We start from the raw sequence: 18,880 nt of genomic DNA, 5'->3' as shown, positions 1-18,880 counted from the left end.
GGAGTAGCGGCGCCGATGGCGTTCATGCCGTTCAACGGGATAAAGAAATCCTTCTATGGGGACTTGCACGCCACGGGCAAGGATGGGGTGAGGTTTTTCACCGAGAACAAGGTCGAGATAGTCCGCTTCTACTCGGACCCGGACGATCTGGGGCGTTCGGTCGCCCGACCCGGGGAGGCAGACGCCTAGGCACGGCTGGAAGGAAGCCGCCGGAGACCGGGCCGCCCTTAGTCGGGGTACGGGCGGCCCGGCAGGCCAGGCGTATCTCTCGAGGAGCAGAGGAGTGACCATGCGCCTGGATCAGATCGCCATCAACTCGCAGTGTACCGCCCACAGAAACCTCGAGGAGGCCCTGGACGCCTACGCCGCCGCGGGTTTCAGGAACGTAGAACCTCACCTGAACCTCATCAGGGACTGGCTCCAAGACGGGCACACGGTGGGAGAAACGAGGGCGCTCTTCGACTCGCGCGGTCTGCGCGTCGTCGCAGGGTCGCAGCTCGAGATCGTGTGCTTTGGCTCACCGGACGCCCGCCTGCCCAACCTGAAGGCCAACGTGGAGAACGCCCGCCTCATCCACGAGCTCGGTGGTGAGGTGATGATCGTCGGCACCGACGGACCGGAGCAGAGCTCGCCCGAGGCGCTCGGTGCGGTGGCTTACGCAGTGCGGGAGCTCGCGGAGACTGCCGAGGATACCGGGATAGAGATCGCCATCGAGTTCAACTGGTCGCCGCTCGTCAGGAGCCTCCGGAGCGCGGTGCGGGTCGCGGAGATGGCCGACCACCCGCGGGTAGGAGTGCTTTTCGACACCGCTCACTACCACGTTACCCCGACGAAGCTGTCGGACATCAGACCGGACTCGGTGAGGTGGATCAAACACGTCCACATAAACGACATGCCGGACATCCCGGCGGACCTGACGCATCGCGACTTCGACCGGGTCCTGCCGGGGGAAGGGGTGTTGGATCTACCGGAGATCATCTCGGCCTTGGAGACGAGCGGCTACGAGGGCTACTTCTCGATCGAGCTTTTCAACGCGGAGCTTTGGCACCTGGCGGCCGAAGAGGCCGCCAGGTGCTGCTACCAGAGCCTCCTGCCGCTCTGCGAGCAGCGCTAACCCTTGCGCCACTCCGGTGAGATAGCGACCTCCACCTCGACCGGGACCTTCGTGAGGATCTTCTCCCCGGCCCGCACCATCGCCCCCTTCATCCGCTCCGCCACCTCCTCTGCCTCCCCTTCGGGACACTCCACGACCAGTTCGTCGTGGATGCAATTGACCAGACGCGCCTTCAGATCCCTGAGGTCGCGGCCGACGTAGCAGAGGGCGAGCTTGGTGATGTCCGCCGAGGTCCCCTGTATCGGGTAGTTCATCGCTTCTCTCCTCAACGCCCCCCGGTCTTCCTGGGGCGAGGGAGGGCCGAACTTCCTGACCCTCCCGGCGAGCGTGCGCAGCTGCCGCTCCCGCAGGGCTCTCTCGGCGGTCGTCTGGAGGTAGCCCTGCACCTTCGGGTAGCTGGCGAAGTATTCGTCTATGAGCCTGCGCCCGTGCTCCTCGTCGGTGCCGAGCTGGGCCGAGAGGCTCTTCGCCCCCCGGCCGTACATCAGCCCGAAGTTTATCCGCTTGGCCGCCGAGCGCTGCTCCTTCGTTACCTCCTCCGGCCGGACGCCGTACATCGTCGCCGCGGTGAGGCGGTGCAGGTCCTCTCCGCTGTTGAAGGCCCTGAGGAACGCGGGATCCCCGGAGACCTCCGCCAGGATCCTGAGCTCTATCTGCGAGTAGTCGGCGATGACCAGGGTGTTGCCCTCCCCTGCCACGAAGCAGCGGCGGAACTCGTCCTCGTGCGGGATCTGCTGGATGTTCGGGTTGGTGCAGGCGAGGCGGCCGGTGGGGACCCGGCACTGCAGGAAGCTGGCGTGGATGCGACCGGTCCTGGGGTGAACGTAGCCCGGGTAGGGCTCCAGGTAGGTGCCAAGCTTCTTCTGCAGCTCCCTGTAGCGCAAAAGCGCCCGCGCGGCCGGGTGATCGACCCCGAGCAGCGTCCACACCCGGGTGTCCGGGAGCTCTATGCCGAGGGAGCGGAAGGCCTCCATCACCTGCTGAGGGCTGTTCAGGTTGAGGCCCGGCCCGAGCCCCTCCAGCGGGAGCACCCCCTCCGGAGGCGGGAAGAACGACTCCAGCTCCGCCGCCGCCTCGTCCCTCCTGCGGCGTATGGTCTCCTCGAGCTCCCTCCAGCGGGAGAGGTCCAGCCTGATGCCGGCGAGCTCCATCTCGGCTATCGCCCCGACCGCCCCGAACTCTATGCGGGCTATCCGGCGCAGCCTCTCTTCGGCAAGGCGCTCTGCGAGCACCTCGCGCAGCGGGAGCAGGATGGCCGCGTCCTTCGCCGCGTAGCGCAGCTGCTCCTCGGAGAGTTGGCCGGACCAGTCCTCCCGGCGGGCCGCCTTGTCCACCTCCTCCTCCAGGTAGCGCTCGGCGACGGCCTCCAGCGCGTAGGATGAACCCTGCTGGCCGCCGTCGAGAAGCTGCGCGGCGAGCATGGTGTCGAAGATGGGGTGGAGCCTGATGCCATGTTGTTCGAGGAGGAACTCGTAGTCGAACTTGCTGTTGTGCAGAACCTTCTCGGGTCCGTCCTCTAGGATGGGCGCAAGTGGTGAGAGGTCCCGCACGCTGAACGCGTCGACGACGAAGGTCTTCTGCGGGGTGGCGAGCTGCAGCAGACGCAGCCGGCCGTCGCGCGGGTTCAGCCCGGTCGTCTCGACGTCCACGCCGACCACCGGAGCGCCTGCGAGCTCGTCTGCGACGGCCTCGAGCTCGCTGCGATCGGTTATCAGGGTGTGCTCGGAGAGGCCCTTCATGCAGGAGATTCTAACAGGGGGGTACGAGGGTACGTTTAGTTCGAGCTCCGTAAGGTACACTCTCTTTCAAGATGGGCGGTTCCTTCAAGATAGGACGGGCCTTCGGCATCGACGTAAAGGTCCACTGGACCTTCTTCCTGCTGCTGCTCGTCTTCGGCTACTCGGCTTACAGCTCCTCTGAGAGCCTCACCACCACGCTCATCACGATAGGGCTCATCATCGCGCTCTTCGTCTTCGTGCTTTTGCACGAGTTCGGCCACTCCCTGGTGGCGCAGAGGCTCGGGATCGAGATCCCGGACATAACCCTCCTGCCGCTCGGCGGGCTCGCCCGGATGAAGAGCATGCCGGAGAAACCCCTGGACGAGGTGAAGATAGCGATAGCCGGCCCACTGGTGAACGTCGTGCTGGCGGCCATCTTCTTCCTCGCCTCGTTCGGCTTCGGCGGGGAGGGGACAGGAACGCCCGGGATCATGCCGAACAGGGGCACGGCGGGCCAGATACTCGAGTACCTGGCGCTGACGAACCTGGCCCTCGCGCTCTTCAACATGATCCCGGCTTTCCCGATGGACGGGGGCCGGGTTCTTCGGGGGCTTCTCGCCACCCGCCTCGGCAACGTGCGGGCCACCGAGATCTCCGCCTCGATCGGACAGTTCTTCGCGTTCCTCTTCTTCCTCAGCGGCATTTTTACCGGTCGCTTTTTGCTCGCGCTCATCGCGATCTTTATCTTCTTCGGCGCCGGGGGAGAGGCGCAGATGGTGCGTCAGCGGGAGACGATGCGCGGTCTCTCGGTCGCCGACGTGATGGGTTCCAGGCGACGCACCGAGACGGTGAGCCCCTACCACACCTTTGGTCAGGTGCTCGACGCCGTCATCCACGGCTACCAGGAAGATTTCCCCGTCGTCGACGAGGACGGCACCCTCGTCGGCATGATAACCCGCAACGAGATCCTCGCCGCCGCCCACTCCCCGGACCGCTACTCGACGGTGCGCGACCTGATGCGCACCGACTTCCCCACCGTCACGCCCGAGGCCGACCTCTTCCAGGAAGGACAGAGGCTGCTGCAGGAGAGCGGGATGCGGGCCATCCCGGTGGTGAGCGCATCCGGGGAGCTCGTCGGGATGCTTACGATAGAGGATATCGGGCAGGCGAACCTGCTGCGCGGCATGGACCACCGGAAGGGATTCTGAAGGGAGAAAGAGGTTGCGCATCGTCTCGCTGCTCCCGGCCGCTACCGAGATGGTGGCCCTCGCCGGGGCCGAAGACGAGCTCGTCGGCGTCACCCACGAGTGCGACCATCCGCCCGGGGTGCGGCGTCTTCCGAAGCTCACCTCCACTCCGGTAGACCCCTCCCGCATGTCGAGCGCGGAGATAGACGCGACCGTGAACAGGCTCTCCGACGAGGGGAGCGTCTACGTGCTCGACGCCGGGCTCCTCGCGCGCCTGAGGCCGGACCTCGTCCTCACCCAGGGCCTGTGCGAGGTGTGCGCCGTCTCACCCTCGCTCGTCGAGGAGGCGGTCTCGGGGCTACACCCGCGCCCTGCCGTGTTCTCGATGGACCCACGCTCGCTCGGGGAGGTGCTCGAAGATGCGCTCGCCGTCGGGGAGGCGGTGGGCCGGGCGGAGGGGGTGCGCGGCAGGGTCGCTGCACTGCGGGAGAGGCTGCGCCGCGTCGGGGAGGCGACTTCCTCCCTCCGGCCGGTTCGTGTGGTGTGTCTCGAGTGGCTCGATCCTCTCTTCGGCGCCGGACACTGGGTGCCTGAAATGGTGAAGATCGCCGGCGGAGAGGAGGCCGTCTCGGAGCCGGGCGAGCCCTCGCGTCGCATCGGTTGGGAGGAGGTCGTACACTCTTCTCCCGACGTCCTCGTGTTGATGCCCTGCGGCTTCGACGCGCGCCGGGCCGCGCGCGAGGGACGGATTCTCACACGCCTGCCCGGCTGGGAGAGCCTGCCGGCCGTCGCTCAGGGGTGCGTGTGGGCGGTGGACGCGAACTCGTATTTCAGCCGCCCCGGACCCAGGCTCGTCGAAGGGGTAGAGCTGCTCGCCTCCATCCTCCACCCCGGGGTATTCCCCCCACCGGATCCGAGACGCGCCGTGCCGCTCGCCCACCCCGCATGGAGCACGTTCGTGTGAGCGGGTCGGCCCGGAGGGCGCGTACAATACCCCGGTATGAGATCCTGCGGGGAAGATCCGAGGGGGGCTTGATGAACGCCATAGGTGTAGACATCGGGGGTACCAAGATCGCCGCGGGCGTCGTCTCACCTGAGGGCAAGATACTGAACGAGGTGCGCTATCCCACGCCGGCTTTCCGGGAGAGGTTGCTCTCGAGCATCGCCGCCGCCATCCGGGAGGTCGGGAGCGGATACGAGGTGGGGGGCGTGTGCCTGGCGGTCCCGGGGTTCGTATCGACCCGGGAAAACAGGGTCATAACAGCCCCCAACCTGGAGGTCATAGAGGGGATACCACTGCGGGAGGAGCTCGGGGGCAGGGTGGGGCTCCCGGTGACCGTCGAGAACGACGCGAACGCCGCGGCCTGGGGAGAGTTCCGCTTCGGCTCCGGCGAGAGGTGCGAGCACCTGGTGTTCGTGACGCTCGGCACCGGGGTGGGCGGTGGCGTGATCTCGCACGGCGTGCTTTTGCGCGGGGCGCAGGGGGCTGCCGGGGAGCTCGGGCACGTGACCGTTCAGGCGACGGGGCCGCGCTGCAGCTGCGGCAACCGGGGTTGCCTGGAGACGCTGACCTCCGGCACGGCGATCCGGCGTCGGGCCCGGGAGGTGGCGAGCGAGATGCCCCACTCGGCGCTCGGGCGACTCGCCGTCGAGCGGGACGTTCTCGGCGAGGACGTGCTCCGGCTTGCGCGTCGGGGGGACGAGGCGGCGTTACAGGTTCTGCGCGAGGCGGGGAGGTGGCTCGGGATAGGGCTCGCGGCCTTCGTCAACATCTTCAACCCGGAGGTCATCGCCATAGGAGGCGGCGTCTCGGAGGCGGGAGAGCTCATCCTGGAGCCGGCGCGCAGGGAGGTGTGGCTGCGGGCGCGCTCCCCCTCGCGCGAGCTGGTGCGGGTGCGCGAGGCCACCCTGGGGCCCGAGGCGGGGGTGCTTGGCGCGGCCGCGCTCGCCAGGGACGAGGAGGGAGCCCTGGTGCTGGAGAACGGCGGCGCCTCCGATTCCTCCTGAGCCGGGACTTCCGTGCGGGACGTATTCGCCGAGATCGAGGCGCTCGTCGCCCGGGCCGGGACCCACCCGGTCTGGGGCTACGCCCACTGCCTGAGGGTCTACGAGACCGCCCGCTCCCTCGCGCGCGAGGAGGAGCTCGATCACGACGAAGAGGCGCTCTTCCTCGCCGCCCTGCTGCACGACATCGGGCTCTACCGGGCCTACAACCTGAGGGAGGGCCGGGACCACGCGGAGCGCTCCGCCTCGGTGGCCACCCGCATCCTGCGCGACCGCAACTTCCCGGAGGAGCGTATCCTGCTGGTCGCCGACGCCATAGAGCACCACCCGCCGGGGCGCGCTCCCGGCTCCTCGGCGGAGTCGCTGCTCCTCAAAGACGCCGTGATCCTGGACTATCTGGGCAGTATCGGGCTGGCCAGGATCTTCGCGATGGTGGGAATAGAGAAGGACGTCCCGGACCTCTCCGCCGCGTTCCACCACGCGCAGGAGCTGCGCCGCCGGCTCCCGCGCCTGCTGCGCTTCGCGACGAGCCGCAGGATCGCGCTCGACCGCTGCATGGAGATGGACCGGTTCTTCGGGAACATGAATGAAGCTACCCGGGGAGGGAGGCTCCTCTAGCCCGCGTAGTGCGAGTAGAGGACGTAGGCCCCGGCGGCCAGGCACAGCACCCCTACGAGCGTCATCCTGAGGCCCGCGACCACGTGTACCCCGCGCTCGGAGAGGGGCCCGATGCCGCCGCGCTGCCCCCTGCCGCCCCGCAGCAGGGCACCCAGTCCGAAGCCGAGCGAGATCAGACCGAGCACCACCAGGAATCCTCCCGCTGCGGCGGCGAAGGACATCGCCAGCTTCCTACGGGGAGCCTTCGTCTTCGTCCATGCGCTCGAGGAGCGCCGTGAACACCGCATCCCCGCGCAACGCGGCGAACTCCGGGGCGTTCTCGAAGTAGCTTCTGTCGCTCTCCCCGGCCTCGATCGCGCGTTGCATCAACCTCAACGCACCCTCTCTGTCTCCCTGTCCGGCCTTGAGCCCGGAGAGGGCGGAGAGCGCCGGGGCGTAGCCGGGATCGGAGGTGATCGCGCGCTCGAGCAGTCGCTCGGCCATCGCCCTGTCTCCTGCTGCGTAGTAGAGTCCGGCGTAGGAGTGGAGGGCGCGCGGGTTGTCAGGGTCCCGCTTGAGCGCCTCCATGAACTGCTGCTCGGCCTCCGGGATCCTGCCGCGCCGCTCGTAGATGAGGCCGAGCTCCACCCGCGCTTCCGGGTCCTCCGGGTCGAGGGTGAGGACGGCCCGGTAGGCCTCCTCGGCCCCGGCGTCGTCCTGCAGCGCCGCCCGCACCTCGCCGAGCGTGTAGAGGTGGCGTACCTCGTCGCGTCCCAGCGCCACCGCCTCCTCCGAGAGCGCGAGGGCCTCCCTGAGGTTCCGTTTCTCCGCCAGGTAGTGGGCCGCGAGCTCGTCGCGCAGCTCCGGGGAGCCGGGGCACTCTTCGAGCCCCCGCCGGAAGGCCGCCTCGGCCTTCTCCCGCTCACCGTTGCGGTCGTGGCAGATGCCCAGGTTGACGTGCGCCTCCCACCACGAGGGGTTTTGCGAGATCACGCCCTCGTAGCCGGCGACGGCCTCCTCGTAGCGGCCGAGCATGTCGAGGGCGTTCGCCCGGTAGGTGAGCGCGGCGCTCCTCTGCTCCTCATTCCCGGCCACCTCCGCGGCGGCCTCGAAGAAGCCCAGCGAGTCGGCGTACTCCCCGGCGTCGAAGAGGGTGAGCCCGGCCTCGATCAGGACGTCGGCGTCCTCAGGGTTGGCCGAGGTCCAGCGCTCGAAGGTCGCGCGGGCGAGATCGGGCTCGCCCAGCAGGCCGTAGTAGCGGCCGAGCTCGACGTAGGCTTCCGGTAGCTCGGGGTCGGCCTCTATCGCGCGTTCCAGGTGGTGGACGACCTTGAACGGGTCCTCGCGGCGCATCGCCAGGAAGGCGAGGTCGATGTGCGGGGCGGCCCACCCGGGGTCGAGTGCCAGAGCACGTTCGAAGTAATCCGCGGCCTCCTCGAGCCTCCCCAGGTTCATCAGCGCCCGCCCGACGGCCTCCACCGCTTCCGGGTTGTCCGGTTCGTCGGCCAGGGCCTGTTCGAAGCGGGCGAGTGCCTCCTCCACGAGACCCTCCTCGGCGAGGGTCTCACCCTGCTCCAGAAACTCTTCGTAACCCATCACCCCAATTAAACCACCTCGATCGGTCAGGATGGCGTCGGGATGGAGGCCTGCGACGGGCGGGACGGTTAGAATCTCTCGCCGTGGGCTCCGTGTCGGGAACGAGATTGACGAGGAGGACGCCGTGAAGAGAACGCCAGTCATAAAACGGCTCGAGATCCGCTACCGCGACCTCGACCCTTACGGGCACGTCAACAACGCGGTCTACCTGGAGTTCTTCGAGACGCTGCAGTTCGCCTACTGGCGGCGTCTGGCGGAGAACCTCGGGGTCGAGCTCGAGACCGGGGACCTCCCGGGAGCCCGGCACGTGGTCGCGGAGAACCGGGTACGCTACGTCTCGCCGGTCTTCCTCGACGACGAGCTCTACGGGGCAGCGAGCATCTCCTCGGTGGGGAACCGCTCGTACACGATGGAGTACGAGCTGCGCGTCGGCAAGAGCTTCGAGGAGGGCGAGCTCGCCGCCGAGGGGAGTGCGGCCCACGTCTTCTACGACCCGGAGGCCGGAAGCTCGCGCCCGCGCCCGGACTGGTTCCTCTCGGCGGTCGCGGAGCTCGAAGGGGTCCCGGAGGAGGATCTCCTCCGCTAGGCGATGGAACTGGGCCGGCTGAGTTCCTACGGTGAGCCGGGGGCGATCGTCTACCGTACGGACTGCGTGGAGTTCATGCGCCTCGTGCCGCCGGGGTGTGTGGACATGGTCTTCGCGGATCCTCCCTACCGCCTCTCCTCGGGCGGGGTCACGGTCAGGGGCGGCAGGCTCGCACCGGTGGACAAGGGGGAATGGGACCGTCCGAGGGGTTTGCGCGAGGATTACGCCTTCGACCTGCGCTGGCTGAGGGGGGTGCGGCGCATACTCAAGCCGGACGGCACCGTCTGGATCACCGGCACCCACCACAACGTCTTCTCGGTCGGCTTCGCGCTTCTCAGGCTGGGTTTCAGGATCATACAGACCATAGTCTGGGAGAAACCCGACCCGCCCCCGAACGCGCTGCACACCGCCTTCACCCACGCGCACGAGCTCCTGGTCTGGGCCTCGCGGAGCCGATCGTCGCGCTACACCTTCAACCACGAGGTTTTCGAAGGTTCGGGGTCGTCATCCTCCCCTCTCACCTCCGTCTGGCGCATCCCGAGCGCCCCGCCCGCCGAGAGGCTCTGCGGCTACCACCCGACCCAGAAGCCGCTGCGGCTCGTGCGGCGGACGATACTGGCCTCCACGCGCGAGAAGGAGCTCGTCTTCGACCCTTTCTGCGGCTCCGGGACGACGGCCGTCGCCGCCAGGGAGCTGGGGCGCGCCTTCGTCGGCACCGAGCTCGAGGAGGAGTTCTGTACGCTCGCCGCCAGGCGCATCGCCGCCTCCAGATGGGGAGACGCCCTGCACCGCGTTTGACAGCCACCCCCACCGTAGCCTAGGCTTGGCGTAGCGGATGTGACTATTTATCTTTCTGGGGGTGTCATGGAGGAGAGCCTGGGAAGACAGGAGGGGCTTCCGGAGGATATCGCGGGGATCTTCAGCCTCGAAGGCAAAAAGGCCGCCGTCACGGGGGCTGCGTCGGGTCTCGGGCGGGCGATAGCGCTCGGGTTCGCGCGGTTCGGGGCGGATGTGGCCTGCCTGGACATCAACCTGGAGGGCGCGGAGGAGACGGCGGAGCAGATCTCCGGGCTCGGCCGGAAGAGCACGGCGATCGCGGTTGACGTGCGCGACTGGGAGGGGGTACGCTCTGCGGCGGGGGAGACCGGGAGGTGGGCCGGGCGGTTGGATATCGCCGTCAACGTCCCCGGCATCAACCGGCGCAAGCCGGTGCTGGAGCTCGAGCCGGAGGAGTTCGACGCCGTCCTGGACGTGAACCTGCGGGGTCTCTTCCACTGCTCGAAGGCCTTCGGGGAGCTCATGGTCCGTGGCGGGGGAGGCGGCAGGATCATCAACATGGCCTCCATCTTCGGGCTCGTGGTGATGCAGCGGCAGGCGGCCTACGCGGCGAGCAAGGGGGGCGTGGTGCAGCTGACGCGGGTGCTTGCGCTCGAGTTCGCCCCGCACGGCATCCTGGTCAACGCGCTCGCCCCGGCGTACTTCACCACGCCGCTCGTGCGGCAGGTGATGGAGGATACCGCGTGGTACGAGGACGTGGTGCGGCGGGTGCCGATGGGTCGCTTCGGTGAGGTCTGGGAGATAGTCGGGCCGGCGGTCTTCCTCGCCTCCCGCGCCTCGAGCTTCGTGACCGGGAGCGTGCTTTTGGTGGACGGCGGCTGGACCGCGCAGTAGCGGCGGTTCAGGAGCCGCCCGTAGTATAAAAGGGCGGCGACGCCATGGGCATAGCGGGAGACATAGCGCTCATCATCGTCGCCGCCTTCTTCGGCGGCCTGATCGCCCGCAGGCTCGGGCTGCCCCTCATCCTGGGCTACATCGCGGCCGGGGTCGTCGTCGGGCCGAAGACCGGCGGGCTCACGGTCGGTAGCGCCCACGAGATAGAGCTGCTCGCCGAGATCGGCATAGCGCTGCTACTCTTCGCGATCGGGCTCCACTTCCCGATAGACGAGCTCAGGCCCGTGAAGCGCATAGCGTTTTTGGGGACGCCGCTGCAGATCCTGCTCACGCTCCTCTTCGGCTACGGGGTGGCGAGCCTCTTCGGGTTCGGGTGGCTCGAGGCGGTCTGGTTCGGGGCTCTGATATCTCTGTCGAGCACCGCGGTCGTGCTGAAGACGCTGCAGGAGCAGGGGGTGATGAACACCCTCTCGAGCCGGGTTATGATCGGGATGCTCGTCGTGCAGGATCTCGCGGCGATACCCTTCCTGGTCCTGCTGCCGGAGCTGCGGAACCTGCAGAAGGGCCTCCCGGAGCTCGGGCTCTCGGCGCTCGAGGCGGCGGCGTTCGTCGCCGGGATGGCGATCTTCGGCAGTCGCGTCTTCCCCTGGCTGATGGAGCGGGTGGCGCGGTGGAACTCGCGAGAGCTCTTCCTGATCGCGGTCGCCGCCGTCGGGCTCGGGGTGGGGTACGCTACCTACTACGTCGGGCTCTCGTTCGCCTTCGGGGCGTTCATCGCCGGGATAGTCCTCTCCCGCTCGGACTACAGCCACCAGGCGCTCGCGGACATCGCTCCCCTGCGCGACGTGTTCGCGATGCTCTTCTTCGTCTCGGTCGGGATGCTCCTCGACCCCGCCTTCGTCTGGCACCACGTCCCGCTCGTCGCCGCCGCGGTCCTTCTGGTCTTCGTGGGCAAGGGAGCCATCCTCGCCGGGGTGACCCGCGTCTTCGGCTACGTGAACATAGCTCCCTTCGCGGTGGGGCTCGGGATGTTCCAGGTCGGGGAGTTCTCGTTCCTGCTCGCGCAGGCCGGGGCTTCGAGCGGGGCGCTATCTGAGAAGATGTACTCGACCTCGCTCACGGTGGCCGTCCTGACGATGGCCTTCACCCCGCTCGCGGCGCGCACGGCCCCCGTCCTCTACGGGCTCTGGCGGCGGCGGTTCCCGGCCACGGAGCCCGCGATGAAGGTGGAGCTTCCGGAGGGTGAGCTGCGGGAGCACGTGGTCGTCGTGGGGTGCGGGCGGGTCGGGACCTTCGTCTCGCGCATGCTCCGGCGGCTCGACCAGCTGTTCGTCGTGCTGGACATAGACCCGCAGAAGGTCGAGGCGGCCCGCGAGGAGGGGCTCCCCGTCGTCTACGGGGACGCCACCTCCGGTGAGGTGCTCGAGGCGGTGGGGATAGAAGATGCGCGGCTGGCCGTCGTGACGGTGCCCGACGTGATCGGGGCGCGCCTCGCCGTGCAGCGCATCAGGTCGCTCAACCCCGGGGTGCGCATCGTCGCCCGCTCGGCGAGCGTCGAGGAGCTCGAGGAGCTGGGGCGCCTCGGGGTCTACGAGGCGGTCCAGCCCGAGTTCGAGGCCGGGATAGAGCTCGCCCGGCAGGCGCTGGTGCAGCTCGGGATAGACGCCGGGGAGATACAGCGCTTCTCGGACACCGTGCGCCGGGAGCTCTACGCGCCGATGGCCCGGAGGGGCGGGAGCGGGATGCTCCCCCAGCTCCGGCGTGCCTCGCAGCTGATAGAGACCGAGTGGGTCTCGGTCCCGGAGGGGAGCTTCCTGGCCGGGAGCACGATCGGGGAGCTCGGGGTACGCGGGAGGACCGGGGCCTCGATCGTCGCGCTGGTGCGCGGCGAGGATGTGATCACCAACCCCGGGCCCGGGGAGAGGCTGTGCCCCGGGGACATGCTCGCGGTTCTCGGCACCCCGGAGCAGCGGGCCTCCTTCGTGGAGCTCGCCCGCAGCCCGGTGTGAGGATCCTAGCGGAACCCCGGCAGGATCTCACGCTCGTAGAAGCGGAAGAAACCCTCCTGCTCCGGGCCTATCTGCTGGATGTAGATCTCGTCGTAGCCAGCCTCCAGGTACTCGTGGATCATCTGCCGGTGACGTTCGGGGTCGGGGCCACACGGGACGGCCTCGGCGACCATATCCTCGGTCACGAGCGAGCTGGCCTGCTCGAAGTGCGCCGGGGTGGGCAGTTCCTGGGCGAGCTGCCCGGGGAGCTGTTCGTTGGGCCACAGTCGATGGGCCGTTCTGCGAGCCTCCTTCTCGTCCTCGCCCCAGCAGACCTTCGCCCCGCCGTGGGCCGGTTTGTCCGCGCCGCCCGAGGAGCGGAAGAGCGAGACCAGATCCCCTTCCGGGGAGGCACCGCAGTAGCCGTCACCGATCCTGCCTGCGAGCCGGGCCGAGGCCTCACCGAACCCCGAGACGAGGATCTTCGGCGGCTCGTCGGGAAGGGTGTAGAGGTGAGCGTTCTCGACGGTGTAGTATCTTCCGTGGTGATCCTTGACGCCTCCTTCCCAGAGGAGGCGTATTACCTCGACTGCCTCCTCCAGCATCTCCAGCCGTACGTCGGCGGGGGGCCAGCGGTGGCCAAGGATGTGCTCGTTCAGGTTCTCGCCGCTTCCCACGCCGAGGGAGAACCTGCCGTTCAGCATCACCTGTGAGGTGGCGGCGGCCTGGGCTATTATGGCCGGATGGATGCGCATCGTGGGACAGGTCACGCCGGTGGTGACCGGCAGAGAGGTCATCTGCGAGAGCGCGCCTATCACCGACCACACGAACGGGCTGTTGCCCTGCTCGGAGTTCCAGGGGTGGTAGTGGTCGCTGATCCAGAGCCCCTCGAAGCCCGCCTCCTCGGCCATCTTCGCCTGCTCAAGGAGCCTGGCGGGGCCGAACTCCTCGCAGGAGAGGAAGTATCCTATCTTCGCCATGCAGGTTCTCCATCCTCGCTCGCCTACGACATGTCCTGTGATTACCCCCTGCGGTTTCATTTCAACCCACGTTCCTGGATCTTGCGGCACACTGGGCGGTACTTTAGGCTGAGGATATGGCGGCTGGACTGATCGGGAGACTGCTCCCCGTCGGCATCCGGCCGCAGGAAGATGCATGCGCCGGGCGGGGCGCGGATCCGGCGGGGGCTGCCGGAAGGCTCCGGGCCCCTCCGGGAGATGCAGGCGGAAAGGTGCTGCTGGGGTGATGAGAGACTCTGATCTGGCGGGGACGGGGAAGAGGCCGGCTCGCTACTGGCTTGTGGTGGGTGGGGGAGGGGGACGTCCGCTGACCCTGGACGCCTTCGGGAGGGAGGCCCTGCCCGTCTTCAGCTTTGAGGAGGAGGCCGAGATGTTCCTCTGGCGGGCCGGGCTGGAGGATGGCTGGTATGCCAGGGAGAGCGATGCCGAGGAGCTGAGTGCCCTGCTGGGAGAAGGCAACGGGATCGGGCTCGTCGCCCTCGACCCGCTGCCCGAGATGATGAGCACGTCCACGATCGAGCTGGTCTGCGTGAGCGTGGAGCGCTTCATGGAACGTCTGTGCGGGAGAAGGCGGGAGGCGGGGCTTGAGTGACCGGCCGGGAAACGGCGAGGAAGGGGGGACGCCTGGGGAGGCAGTAAGATCCGGGATCTCATCCTCTCGCTTCACGCGCGGGGCGCCACTGGCGGTCATCATGGTCGTGGTGCTGCTCGCGGCCTACCAGGTGCTACCGGTCCTGAAGGTCATAGTGGTGGCGATGCTCGTCGCGCTGGTGCTGAGGACGATCGTCAACGCGCTCGAGGACCTCGGCGCCCCGCCGCTGGTCTCGGTCTTCATCCTGATCATGATCATCGCCGGGCTCGGGGCGGTCGTGGTGCTTCTGGTCATCCCGAGTCTGGTGAGTGAGGTTCAGAGCCTCATCTTGAGCCGGGGGCCTGGCACCCTGAGCTCACTGGAGAACCTGCTGAAGAACCTCCCGTTCTCCTTCGACACCTCGCGGCTGCTGGAGCGGGTGCAGGGTTCGCTCTCGAATGTTGTGGGCTCTGTGCCCGGCCTAATCAGCACGGCGACCTCCTTCGTGGTCGCGATCATAGGGGCTGTCTTCCTCTCGATCTATTTCGCCATAAGCCCACGCACCTACGTCTCGGGGGTGCTCCGGCTTGTACCCCGAGAGCACCGGCGGGAGTTCGAGGCGTTCATCTACCGGGTGGGGGATCGTCTGAGGGGCTGGGTAGTGGGGACGGTGATAATCGCGAGCTTCATCGGCGTTGGTGGCGGGGTCGGGCTCTGGATCCTGGGCGTGCCCCTCGCGCTCACCTTCGGCATCCTGGCCGGGCTCCTGGACATAATCCCGTTCTTCGGCTCGATACTCGGCGGGCTGCTTCCCGCCCTGCTTGCTCTCACCATCTCTCCGGTGAAGGCCCTGGAAGTGGTCATCCTGTTCTTCATCCTCAACCAGATCGAGGGCAACCTGCTCCAGCCGCGGGTCATGGGCCAGCAGATAAAGCTCCCGGAGGGTGTGATACTCGTATCATTCCTGGTGATGGGAACGCTTATAGGTCCGGTGGTCGGCACACTCATCGCGGTGCCGACCGCCGTGCTCGTGGGGGTTATCCTGGACGAGATCACCGAGCCGGTGGAGAAGCCCGGTGGCGGAGAGGAGAGGGAGAAACGATGAGAGTCCTTCTTCTGGGAGAGTGCGTTGAGTGAGCTGCTCTCGGACCTGAGGGTCACCTTCTGCAGGGAGGCGGTGATCCGGGTCTTCGTGAAGGTGAGGGAGAACGACCTGTTCGGCCTCGCCGGGCAGCTCGCCTATTCCTTCCTGATCTCTTTTTTCCCTTTCCTGATCTTCATCGTCTCGCTGGCCGGGCTGGCCCTCAGCGATCCTCAGGCTGCGGTGGAGCGGCTGATCAACCGCACCTCGGGGTTCCTCCCGGAGGAGGCGACGGCGCTGCTCGCGAACTACGTCTCGCGCACGCTGCAGCACACCGGTACCGGCCTGCTCGTCGGAGGCATCCTGGGCACGCTCTGGCTGGGTTCGGGGGCGGCTATCGCGATCACCAAGGCGGCCAACCGTGCTTACAACCTGACGGAGAACCGGCCCTTCTGGAAGCTGCGGGGGACCGCCGTCCTGATAGCCCTGGGGTTCACCGTCATGATGACCGTGCTGACGCTCGTGGTCTTCAAGGTGCTGGTCTACGCGCAGGGCGCCTCCGGATCTCACGTGTTGCTGCGCTACTGGAACGTCGGGCGCTGGTTGCTGGCATTCGTGGTGGTCACCCTGGCGCTGGACGTTGTCTACTATCTGGCCCCGAACGCGCACATGCGCTACAGGTGGGTCACACCGGGTGGTCTTCTGGCCACAGTCCTGATGTTCTTCATGAGCGGGGCCCTGAGCTTCTACGTGGCGGATCTGGGAAACTACAACCGCATCTACGGTCAGATCGGGACGGTGGTGGTCCTGATGGTCTGGCTCTATCTCACGGGGCTCGCGGTTCTCGTCGGGATAGAGGTCAACGCGATCACCACCCGCCTGAAGGAGGAGAGGCAGGAGGTGAGGTTGATCCACCCCAGGCACCCGAAGGATCTCTAGCCGTCATCCCCGAACCTCCTCCAGCTGACACGGACGTCCTCCACCCCGACCGGTCCGCACACTTCTATGACCTTCTTCTCACCGGTTTCTAGGTCGAAGTAGTCGTCCGAGGGACGTCCGTCCGGCACCTCCACGTGCACGAAGTAGAGGTATGCCGGGGCTTCGAGCGTGACCCGCAGAAGATCTTTGTCTTCCTGTACCACCTCTACGCCGGGGACGGCCTCCGGCAGTGCGAGGTCTTTTATGGCGCGGAAGAAGTGCCGGTTTTTGGGGAAGAGGCCACCTTCCGACCGGACCGAGAGGTAGCGGTCGTTCCCACCTTCGACTCCTTCCCACCTCGCGATGGGCCTGCTGGCGTTCGCCGGAACGCGGAGCGTGAGCTCCTCTTCCCGCAGGACTTTCCCGGCGAAGGTCTTCAGCGAGACCAGGGCCCGGTCTTCCACCGGTCTCTTGGTGTCGTTGGTAACCCAGAGCTCGACCGTGCCTTCATCTGTCTCTTTGAACGAGGCGAGGACGGGCGAGTAGGCCCTCCTTGCGTAGTGGTAGCCGGCCTTTCCCCGCCCGTAGTAGTCGATGATGCTCCACGAGAGACCGGGCCAGCAGTCGTCGAGCTGCCAGATGAGGGTGCCGGAGCAGTGGGGCTTGCGCCGCCGGAAGTGCTCGATGGCGAACTTGAGCCCTTCGGCCTGGGAGATCTGGCTGTAGTCCACGTACTCCTCGAGCGTCTCCGGCAGGCCCGTGACGGTGAGCATGAGGCTGTCGCCCTTGTCCTTGGGTTCGTCTTTGTTGTGGTGGTCCATCGAGGGGCTGTGATGGTAGAGCTCCTCCTCTGGTATGACCCGCTTCAGGGTCTGGATGGACGGCGCGGCGTGCATCCCGAACTCGCTTATGAAGCGCCCCTCGTCCTCGGCGTAGCGCTCATACGAGACGTTCTCGGGGGTGGGCTCGCGCCGGGGACGCTCCCCGAAACGCCGGGGGAAGCTGCCGTGCCAGACGTCCCAGTTGTGCCGGTCGCCGTCCTGCATGGAGTTGTGGTCGTCGCCCCCGTACGGCGAGCCGGGCCAGTAGGGTGTCCTGCCGTCGTGCTCGCGCACCACCCGGGGCAGTATCTCGTCGTAGTAGAGCGAGCCGGGGACCTTGCTCCCCGGCTCGTCCCAGTGCTTCTGGTCGTGGATCCACTGGTTCTCGTTGTTGCCGCACCAGAGGGCGAGGCACGGGTGGTTCCTGAGCCGCTTTACCTGATATTCGGCCTCTGCTTCGACCTCGGCGGCCATTTCCTCGTCCTCGGGGTAGGCGGCGCAGGAGAACATGAAGTCCTGCCAGACGAGCACCCCACACTCGTCGCACGCCTCGTAGAAGGCGTCGTGCTCGTAGACCCCGCCACCCCACACCCGGAGCATGTTCATGTTGGCCTCCCTGGCCGCGAGGACGAGCTTGCGGTAGCGCCCGGGCGTGATCCTGCCGACGAAGGAGTCTGCCGGGATCCAGTTCGCCCCCCGCGCGAAGACGGGCACCCCGTTTACGACGAACCGGAAGTACCTGCTGCCCGGTTCGTCGGGGTCCGGGGACTGATCGAGCTCGACCGTGCGGATGCCGACCTTCTGCTCTCTCCTCTCCAGAACCTCGCCGCCTGCTTGAAGCTCGACCCGTAGCCCGTAGAGCGCGGGCTCCCCGAGCCCATTGGGCCACCAGGGCTCGGGATCTTTGACCTCCAGGTAGAGCGTGCCTCGTAGCCTCTCCTCCCCCCGCAGGTCCACCACGCCAGCAGCAGCCTCCCCGCCCGCCGGCGATGCCAGCCTTGCGCGTACCCCGAGCTGCCCTCGACCGGCGAAGCGTTCCGCCTCGACCCGCACCGCGACGAGCGCCCGGTCACACCCGAGCTCCAGCGTGTAGAAGTGGACGCCAGAGAGCGCAGCCCCGCGCTCGCGCCTGAGCTCGACGGGGCGCCAGATCCCGACCGTCGGGAGCCTCGGCCCCCAGTCCCACCCGTAGCCGAACTGGGCCTTGCGCATGAGAACCCGCCGCGCCTCGTTCACCGCCCACCCCGGAACCTCACGTCCCGAGACCCTCTCGAGCGGCGGGTCGAAGCGTACCGCGAGGACGTTCTCCCCGCCGAGTCTGACCTCCTCGCTCACGTCGAAGACGGCCTCCCGGAACATGTTCTCGTGCGAGCCGAGCTCCTTCCCGTTGAGCCAGACGGTGGCGAAGGTGTCGAGGCCCCCGAAGACGAGCCTGAGCCTCTCGTCCTCCCGGAGCGGCTCCTCCGGGCCCGTAAAGGCGGTGCGGTACCACCACTCCCGCTCTTCGATCCAGGAGCACCTCCCCTCGTTGTGACCGTAGAAGGGGTCCTCTATCCGGCCGGCCCGGAGCAACGCCGTGTGCACGTCCCCCGGAACCTCCGCTCCGATCCACCCCTCCTCCGGGAATTCCTCCTCGTGCGCCCCGGCCGCAAAGCCGTCTCCGGCCGTGAAGTCCGCTACCTTCCACCTTCCCAGCACCCGTCCTCCTCTTACTAAATAACTCAACTTGAGTTATGTTAACAGAGGTGGCCTGCACACACCGGGCCCTTAGAATAGACTCGTTCGAATTCGGTCAGGGGGTGATCCTATGCGCACGGGGACGAACCTTTTGAAGGTCAAGGACTACAACCAGCGTCTGGTTTTGGAGATCATCCGGCTCGGGGACGGGGCGAGCCGGGTGGAGATCGCGGAGCGCACGGGGCTCACGGCGCAGACGGTCTCGAACATCGTGCGGCGGCTTCTTTCGGAGGGTGTGATCGAGGAGGTGGGGAAGGGGAGGTCGAGGGGCG

At 67.4% G+C, this 18,880-nt stretch carries 18 protein-coding genes and 1 pseudogene; 14 read left to right on the top strand and 5 right to left on the bottom strand.

Annotated features, from left to right (window positions below; genetic code table 11):
- Together PJB24_RS15170 and PJB24_RS15165 are read left to right on the top strand one after the other, a co-directional pair.
- Window positions 1-189: pseudogene (locus PJB24_RS15170) on the top strand (malonate-semialdehyde dehydrogenase); the annotation flags it as partial.
- 100 nt (window positions 190-289) lie between these two features.
- Complete coding sequence (locus tag PJB24_RS15165; RefSeq protein WP_273847369.1) at window positions 290-1,114, top strand: sugar phosphate isomerase/epimerase family protein; 825 nt, start codon at window positions 290-292, stop codon at window positions 1,112-1,114.
- Here the strand turns inward: PJB24_RS15165 and PJB24_RS15160 are convergent.
- Window positions 1,111-2,853, bottom strand: coding sequence for a bifunctional 3'-5' exonuclease/DNA polymerase (locus PJB24_RS15160; RefSeq protein ID WP_273847366.1), 1,743 nt, complete (start codon window positions 2,851-2,853; stop codon window positions 1,111-1,113). The two genes, PJB24_RS15165 and PJB24_RS15160, sit on opposite strands and share 4 nt — an antisense overlap.
- A 71-nt stretch (window positions 2,854-2,924) precedes the next feature.
- On the opposite strand from PJB24_RS15160, the gene PJB24_RS15155 reads away from it, so the two are divergent.
- From PJB24_RS15155 to PJB24_RS15140, 4 genes are all read left to right on the top strand, one after another.
- On the top strand, window positions 2,925-4,040 hold the full coding sequence (locus PJB24_RS15155; RefSeq protein ID WP_273847364.1) for a site-2 protease family protein: 1,116 nt from the start codon (window positions 2,925-2,927) through the stop codon (window positions 4,038-4,040).
- A gap of 13 nt (window positions 4,041-4,053) precedes the next feature.
- A complete protein-coding gene (locus PJB24_RS15150) occupies window positions 4,054-4,983 on the top strand; it encodes a cobalamin-binding protein (RefSeq protein ID WP_273847362.1) in 930 nt (309 codons plus the stop codon).
- A 71-nt stretch (window positions 4,984-5,054) separates the two neighbouring features.
- On the top strand, window positions 5,055-6,026 hold the full coding sequence (locus tag PJB24_RS15145) for an ROK family protein (RefSeq protein WP_273847361.1): 972 nt from the start codon (window positions 5,055-5,057) through the stop codon (window positions 6,024-6,026).
- A 12-nt stretch (window positions 6,027-6,038) separates the two neighbouring features.
- Window positions 6,039-6,641: an HD domain-containing protein gene (locus PJB24_RS15140; RefSeq protein WP_273847358.1), complete on the top strand. Its 603-nt coding sequence runs from the start codon at window positions 6,039-6,041 to the stop codon at window positions 6,639-6,641.
- Here PJB24_RS15140 and PJB24_RS15135 read toward each other — a convergent pair.
- The gene (locus PJB24_RS15135; RefSeq protein ID WP_273847357.1) at window positions 6,638-6,862 is read right to left on the bottom strand and encodes a hypothetical protein; all 225 of its coding nucleotides are present in this window, start codon (window positions 6,860-6,862) and stop codon (window positions 6,638-6,640) included. The genes PJB24_RS15140 and PJB24_RS15135 overlap by 4 nt on opposite strands.
- A gap of 10 nt (window positions 6,863-6,872) precedes the next feature.
- A complete protein-coding gene (locus PJB24_RS15130; RefSeq protein WP_273847368.1) occupies window positions 6,873-8,216 on the bottom strand; it encodes a tetratricopeptide repeat protein in 1,344 nt (447 codons plus the stop codon).
- 124 nt (window positions 8,217-8,340) lie between these two features.
- Between PJB24_RS15130 and PJB24_RS15125 the strand changes: the two genes are divergently transcribed.
- From PJB24_RS15125 to PJB24_RS15110, 4 genes are all read left to right on the top strand, one after another.
- Complete coding sequence (locus PJB24_RS15125; RefSeq protein WP_273847356.1) at window positions 8,341-8,802, top strand: acyl-CoA thioesterase; 462 nt, start codon at window positions 8,341-8,343, stop codon at window positions 8,800-8,802.
- 3 nt (window positions 8,803-8,805) lie between these two features.
- On the top strand, window positions 8,806-9,600 hold the full coding sequence (locus PJB24_RS15120) for a DNA-methyltransferase (protein ID WP_273847355.1): 795 nt from the start codon (window positions 8,806-8,808) through the stop codon (window positions 9,598-9,600).
- Between the two features lie 66 nt (window positions 9,601-9,666).
- Window positions 9,667-10,473, top strand: a complete 807-nt coding sequence (locus PJB24_RS15115) for an SDR family NAD(P)-dependent oxidoreductase (protein WP_273847354.1) — start codon at window positions 9,667-9,669, stop codon at window positions 10,471-10,473.
- Between the two features lie 44 nt (window positions 10,474-10,517).
- Complete coding sequence (locus tag PJB24_RS15110; RefSeq protein ID WP_273847352.1) at window positions 10,518-12,482, top strand: monovalent cation:proton antiporter family protein; 1,965 nt, start codon at window positions 10,518-10,520, stop codon at window positions 12,480-12,482.
- Window positions 12,483-12,487: 5 nt separating this feature from the next.
- Here PJB24_RS15110 and PJB24_RS15105 read toward each other — a convergent pair whose 3' ends face one another.
- A complete protein-coding gene (locus PJB24_RS15105) occupies window positions 12,488-13,441 on the bottom strand; it encodes an LLM class F420-dependent oxidoreductase (RefSeq protein WP_273847350.1) in 954 nt (317 codons plus the stop codon).
- A 265-nt stretch (window positions 13,442-13,706) separates the two neighbouring features.
- Between PJB24_RS15105 and PJB24_RS15100 the strand changes: the two genes are divergently transcribed.
- Genes PJB24_RS15100 through PJB24_RS15090 form a run of 3 tightly spaced genes read left to right on the top strand, consistent with a single transcriptional unit; the run spans window position 13,707 to window position 16,071 of the window.
- The gene (locus PJB24_RS15100; RefSeq protein ID WP_273847348.1) at window positions 13,707-14,072 is read left to right on the top strand and encodes a hypothetical protein; all 366 of its coding nucleotides are present in this window, start codon (window positions 13,707-13,709) and stop codon (window positions 14,070-14,072) included.
- The gene (locus tag PJB24_RS15095; protein WP_273847347.1) at window positions 14,065-15,156 is read left to right on the top strand and encodes an AI-2E family transporter; all 1,092 of its coding nucleotides are present in this window, start codon (window positions 14,065-14,067) and stop codon (window positions 15,154-15,156) included. Before PJB24_RS15100 ends, PJB24_RS15095 begins: the two co-directional genes overlap by 8 nt.
- Before the next feature lie 24 nt (window positions 15,157-15,180).
- Window positions 15,181-16,071: a YihY/virulence factor BrkB family protein gene (locus PJB24_RS15090; RefSeq protein ID WP_273847343.1), complete on the top strand. Its 891-nt coding sequence runs from the start codon at window positions 15,181-15,183 to the stop codon at window positions 16,069-16,071.
- Here the strand turns inward: PJB24_RS15090 and PJB24_RS15085 are convergent.
- On the bottom strand, window positions 16,068-18,569 hold the full coding sequence (locus PJB24_RS15085) for a glycoside hydrolase family 2 protein (protein WP_273847341.1): 2,502 nt from the start codon (window positions 18,567-18,569) through the stop codon (window positions 16,068-16,070). The genes PJB24_RS15090 and PJB24_RS15085 overlap by 4 nt on opposite strands.
- A gap of 109 nt (window positions 18,570-18,678) precedes the next feature.
- On the opposite strand from PJB24_RS15085, the gene PJB24_RS15080 reads away from it, so the two are divergent.
- The coding region (locus tag PJB24_RS15080) for a winged helix-turn-helix domain-containing protein (protein WP_273847338.1) at window positions 18,679-18,880 on the top strand (202 nt) is incomplete at its 3' end.

The sequence above is a fragment of the Rubrobacter calidifluminis genome (genome assembly GCF_028617075.1).
GTDB classification, from domain to species: domain Bacteria; phylum Actinomycetota; class Rubrobacteria; order Rubrobacterales; family Rubrobacteraceae; genus Rubrobacter_E; species Rubrobacter_E calidifluminis.
The sequence above is the reverse complement of the archived record's forward strand: the minus strand, read 5'-3'. Positions and strand labels throughout refer to the sequence as shown.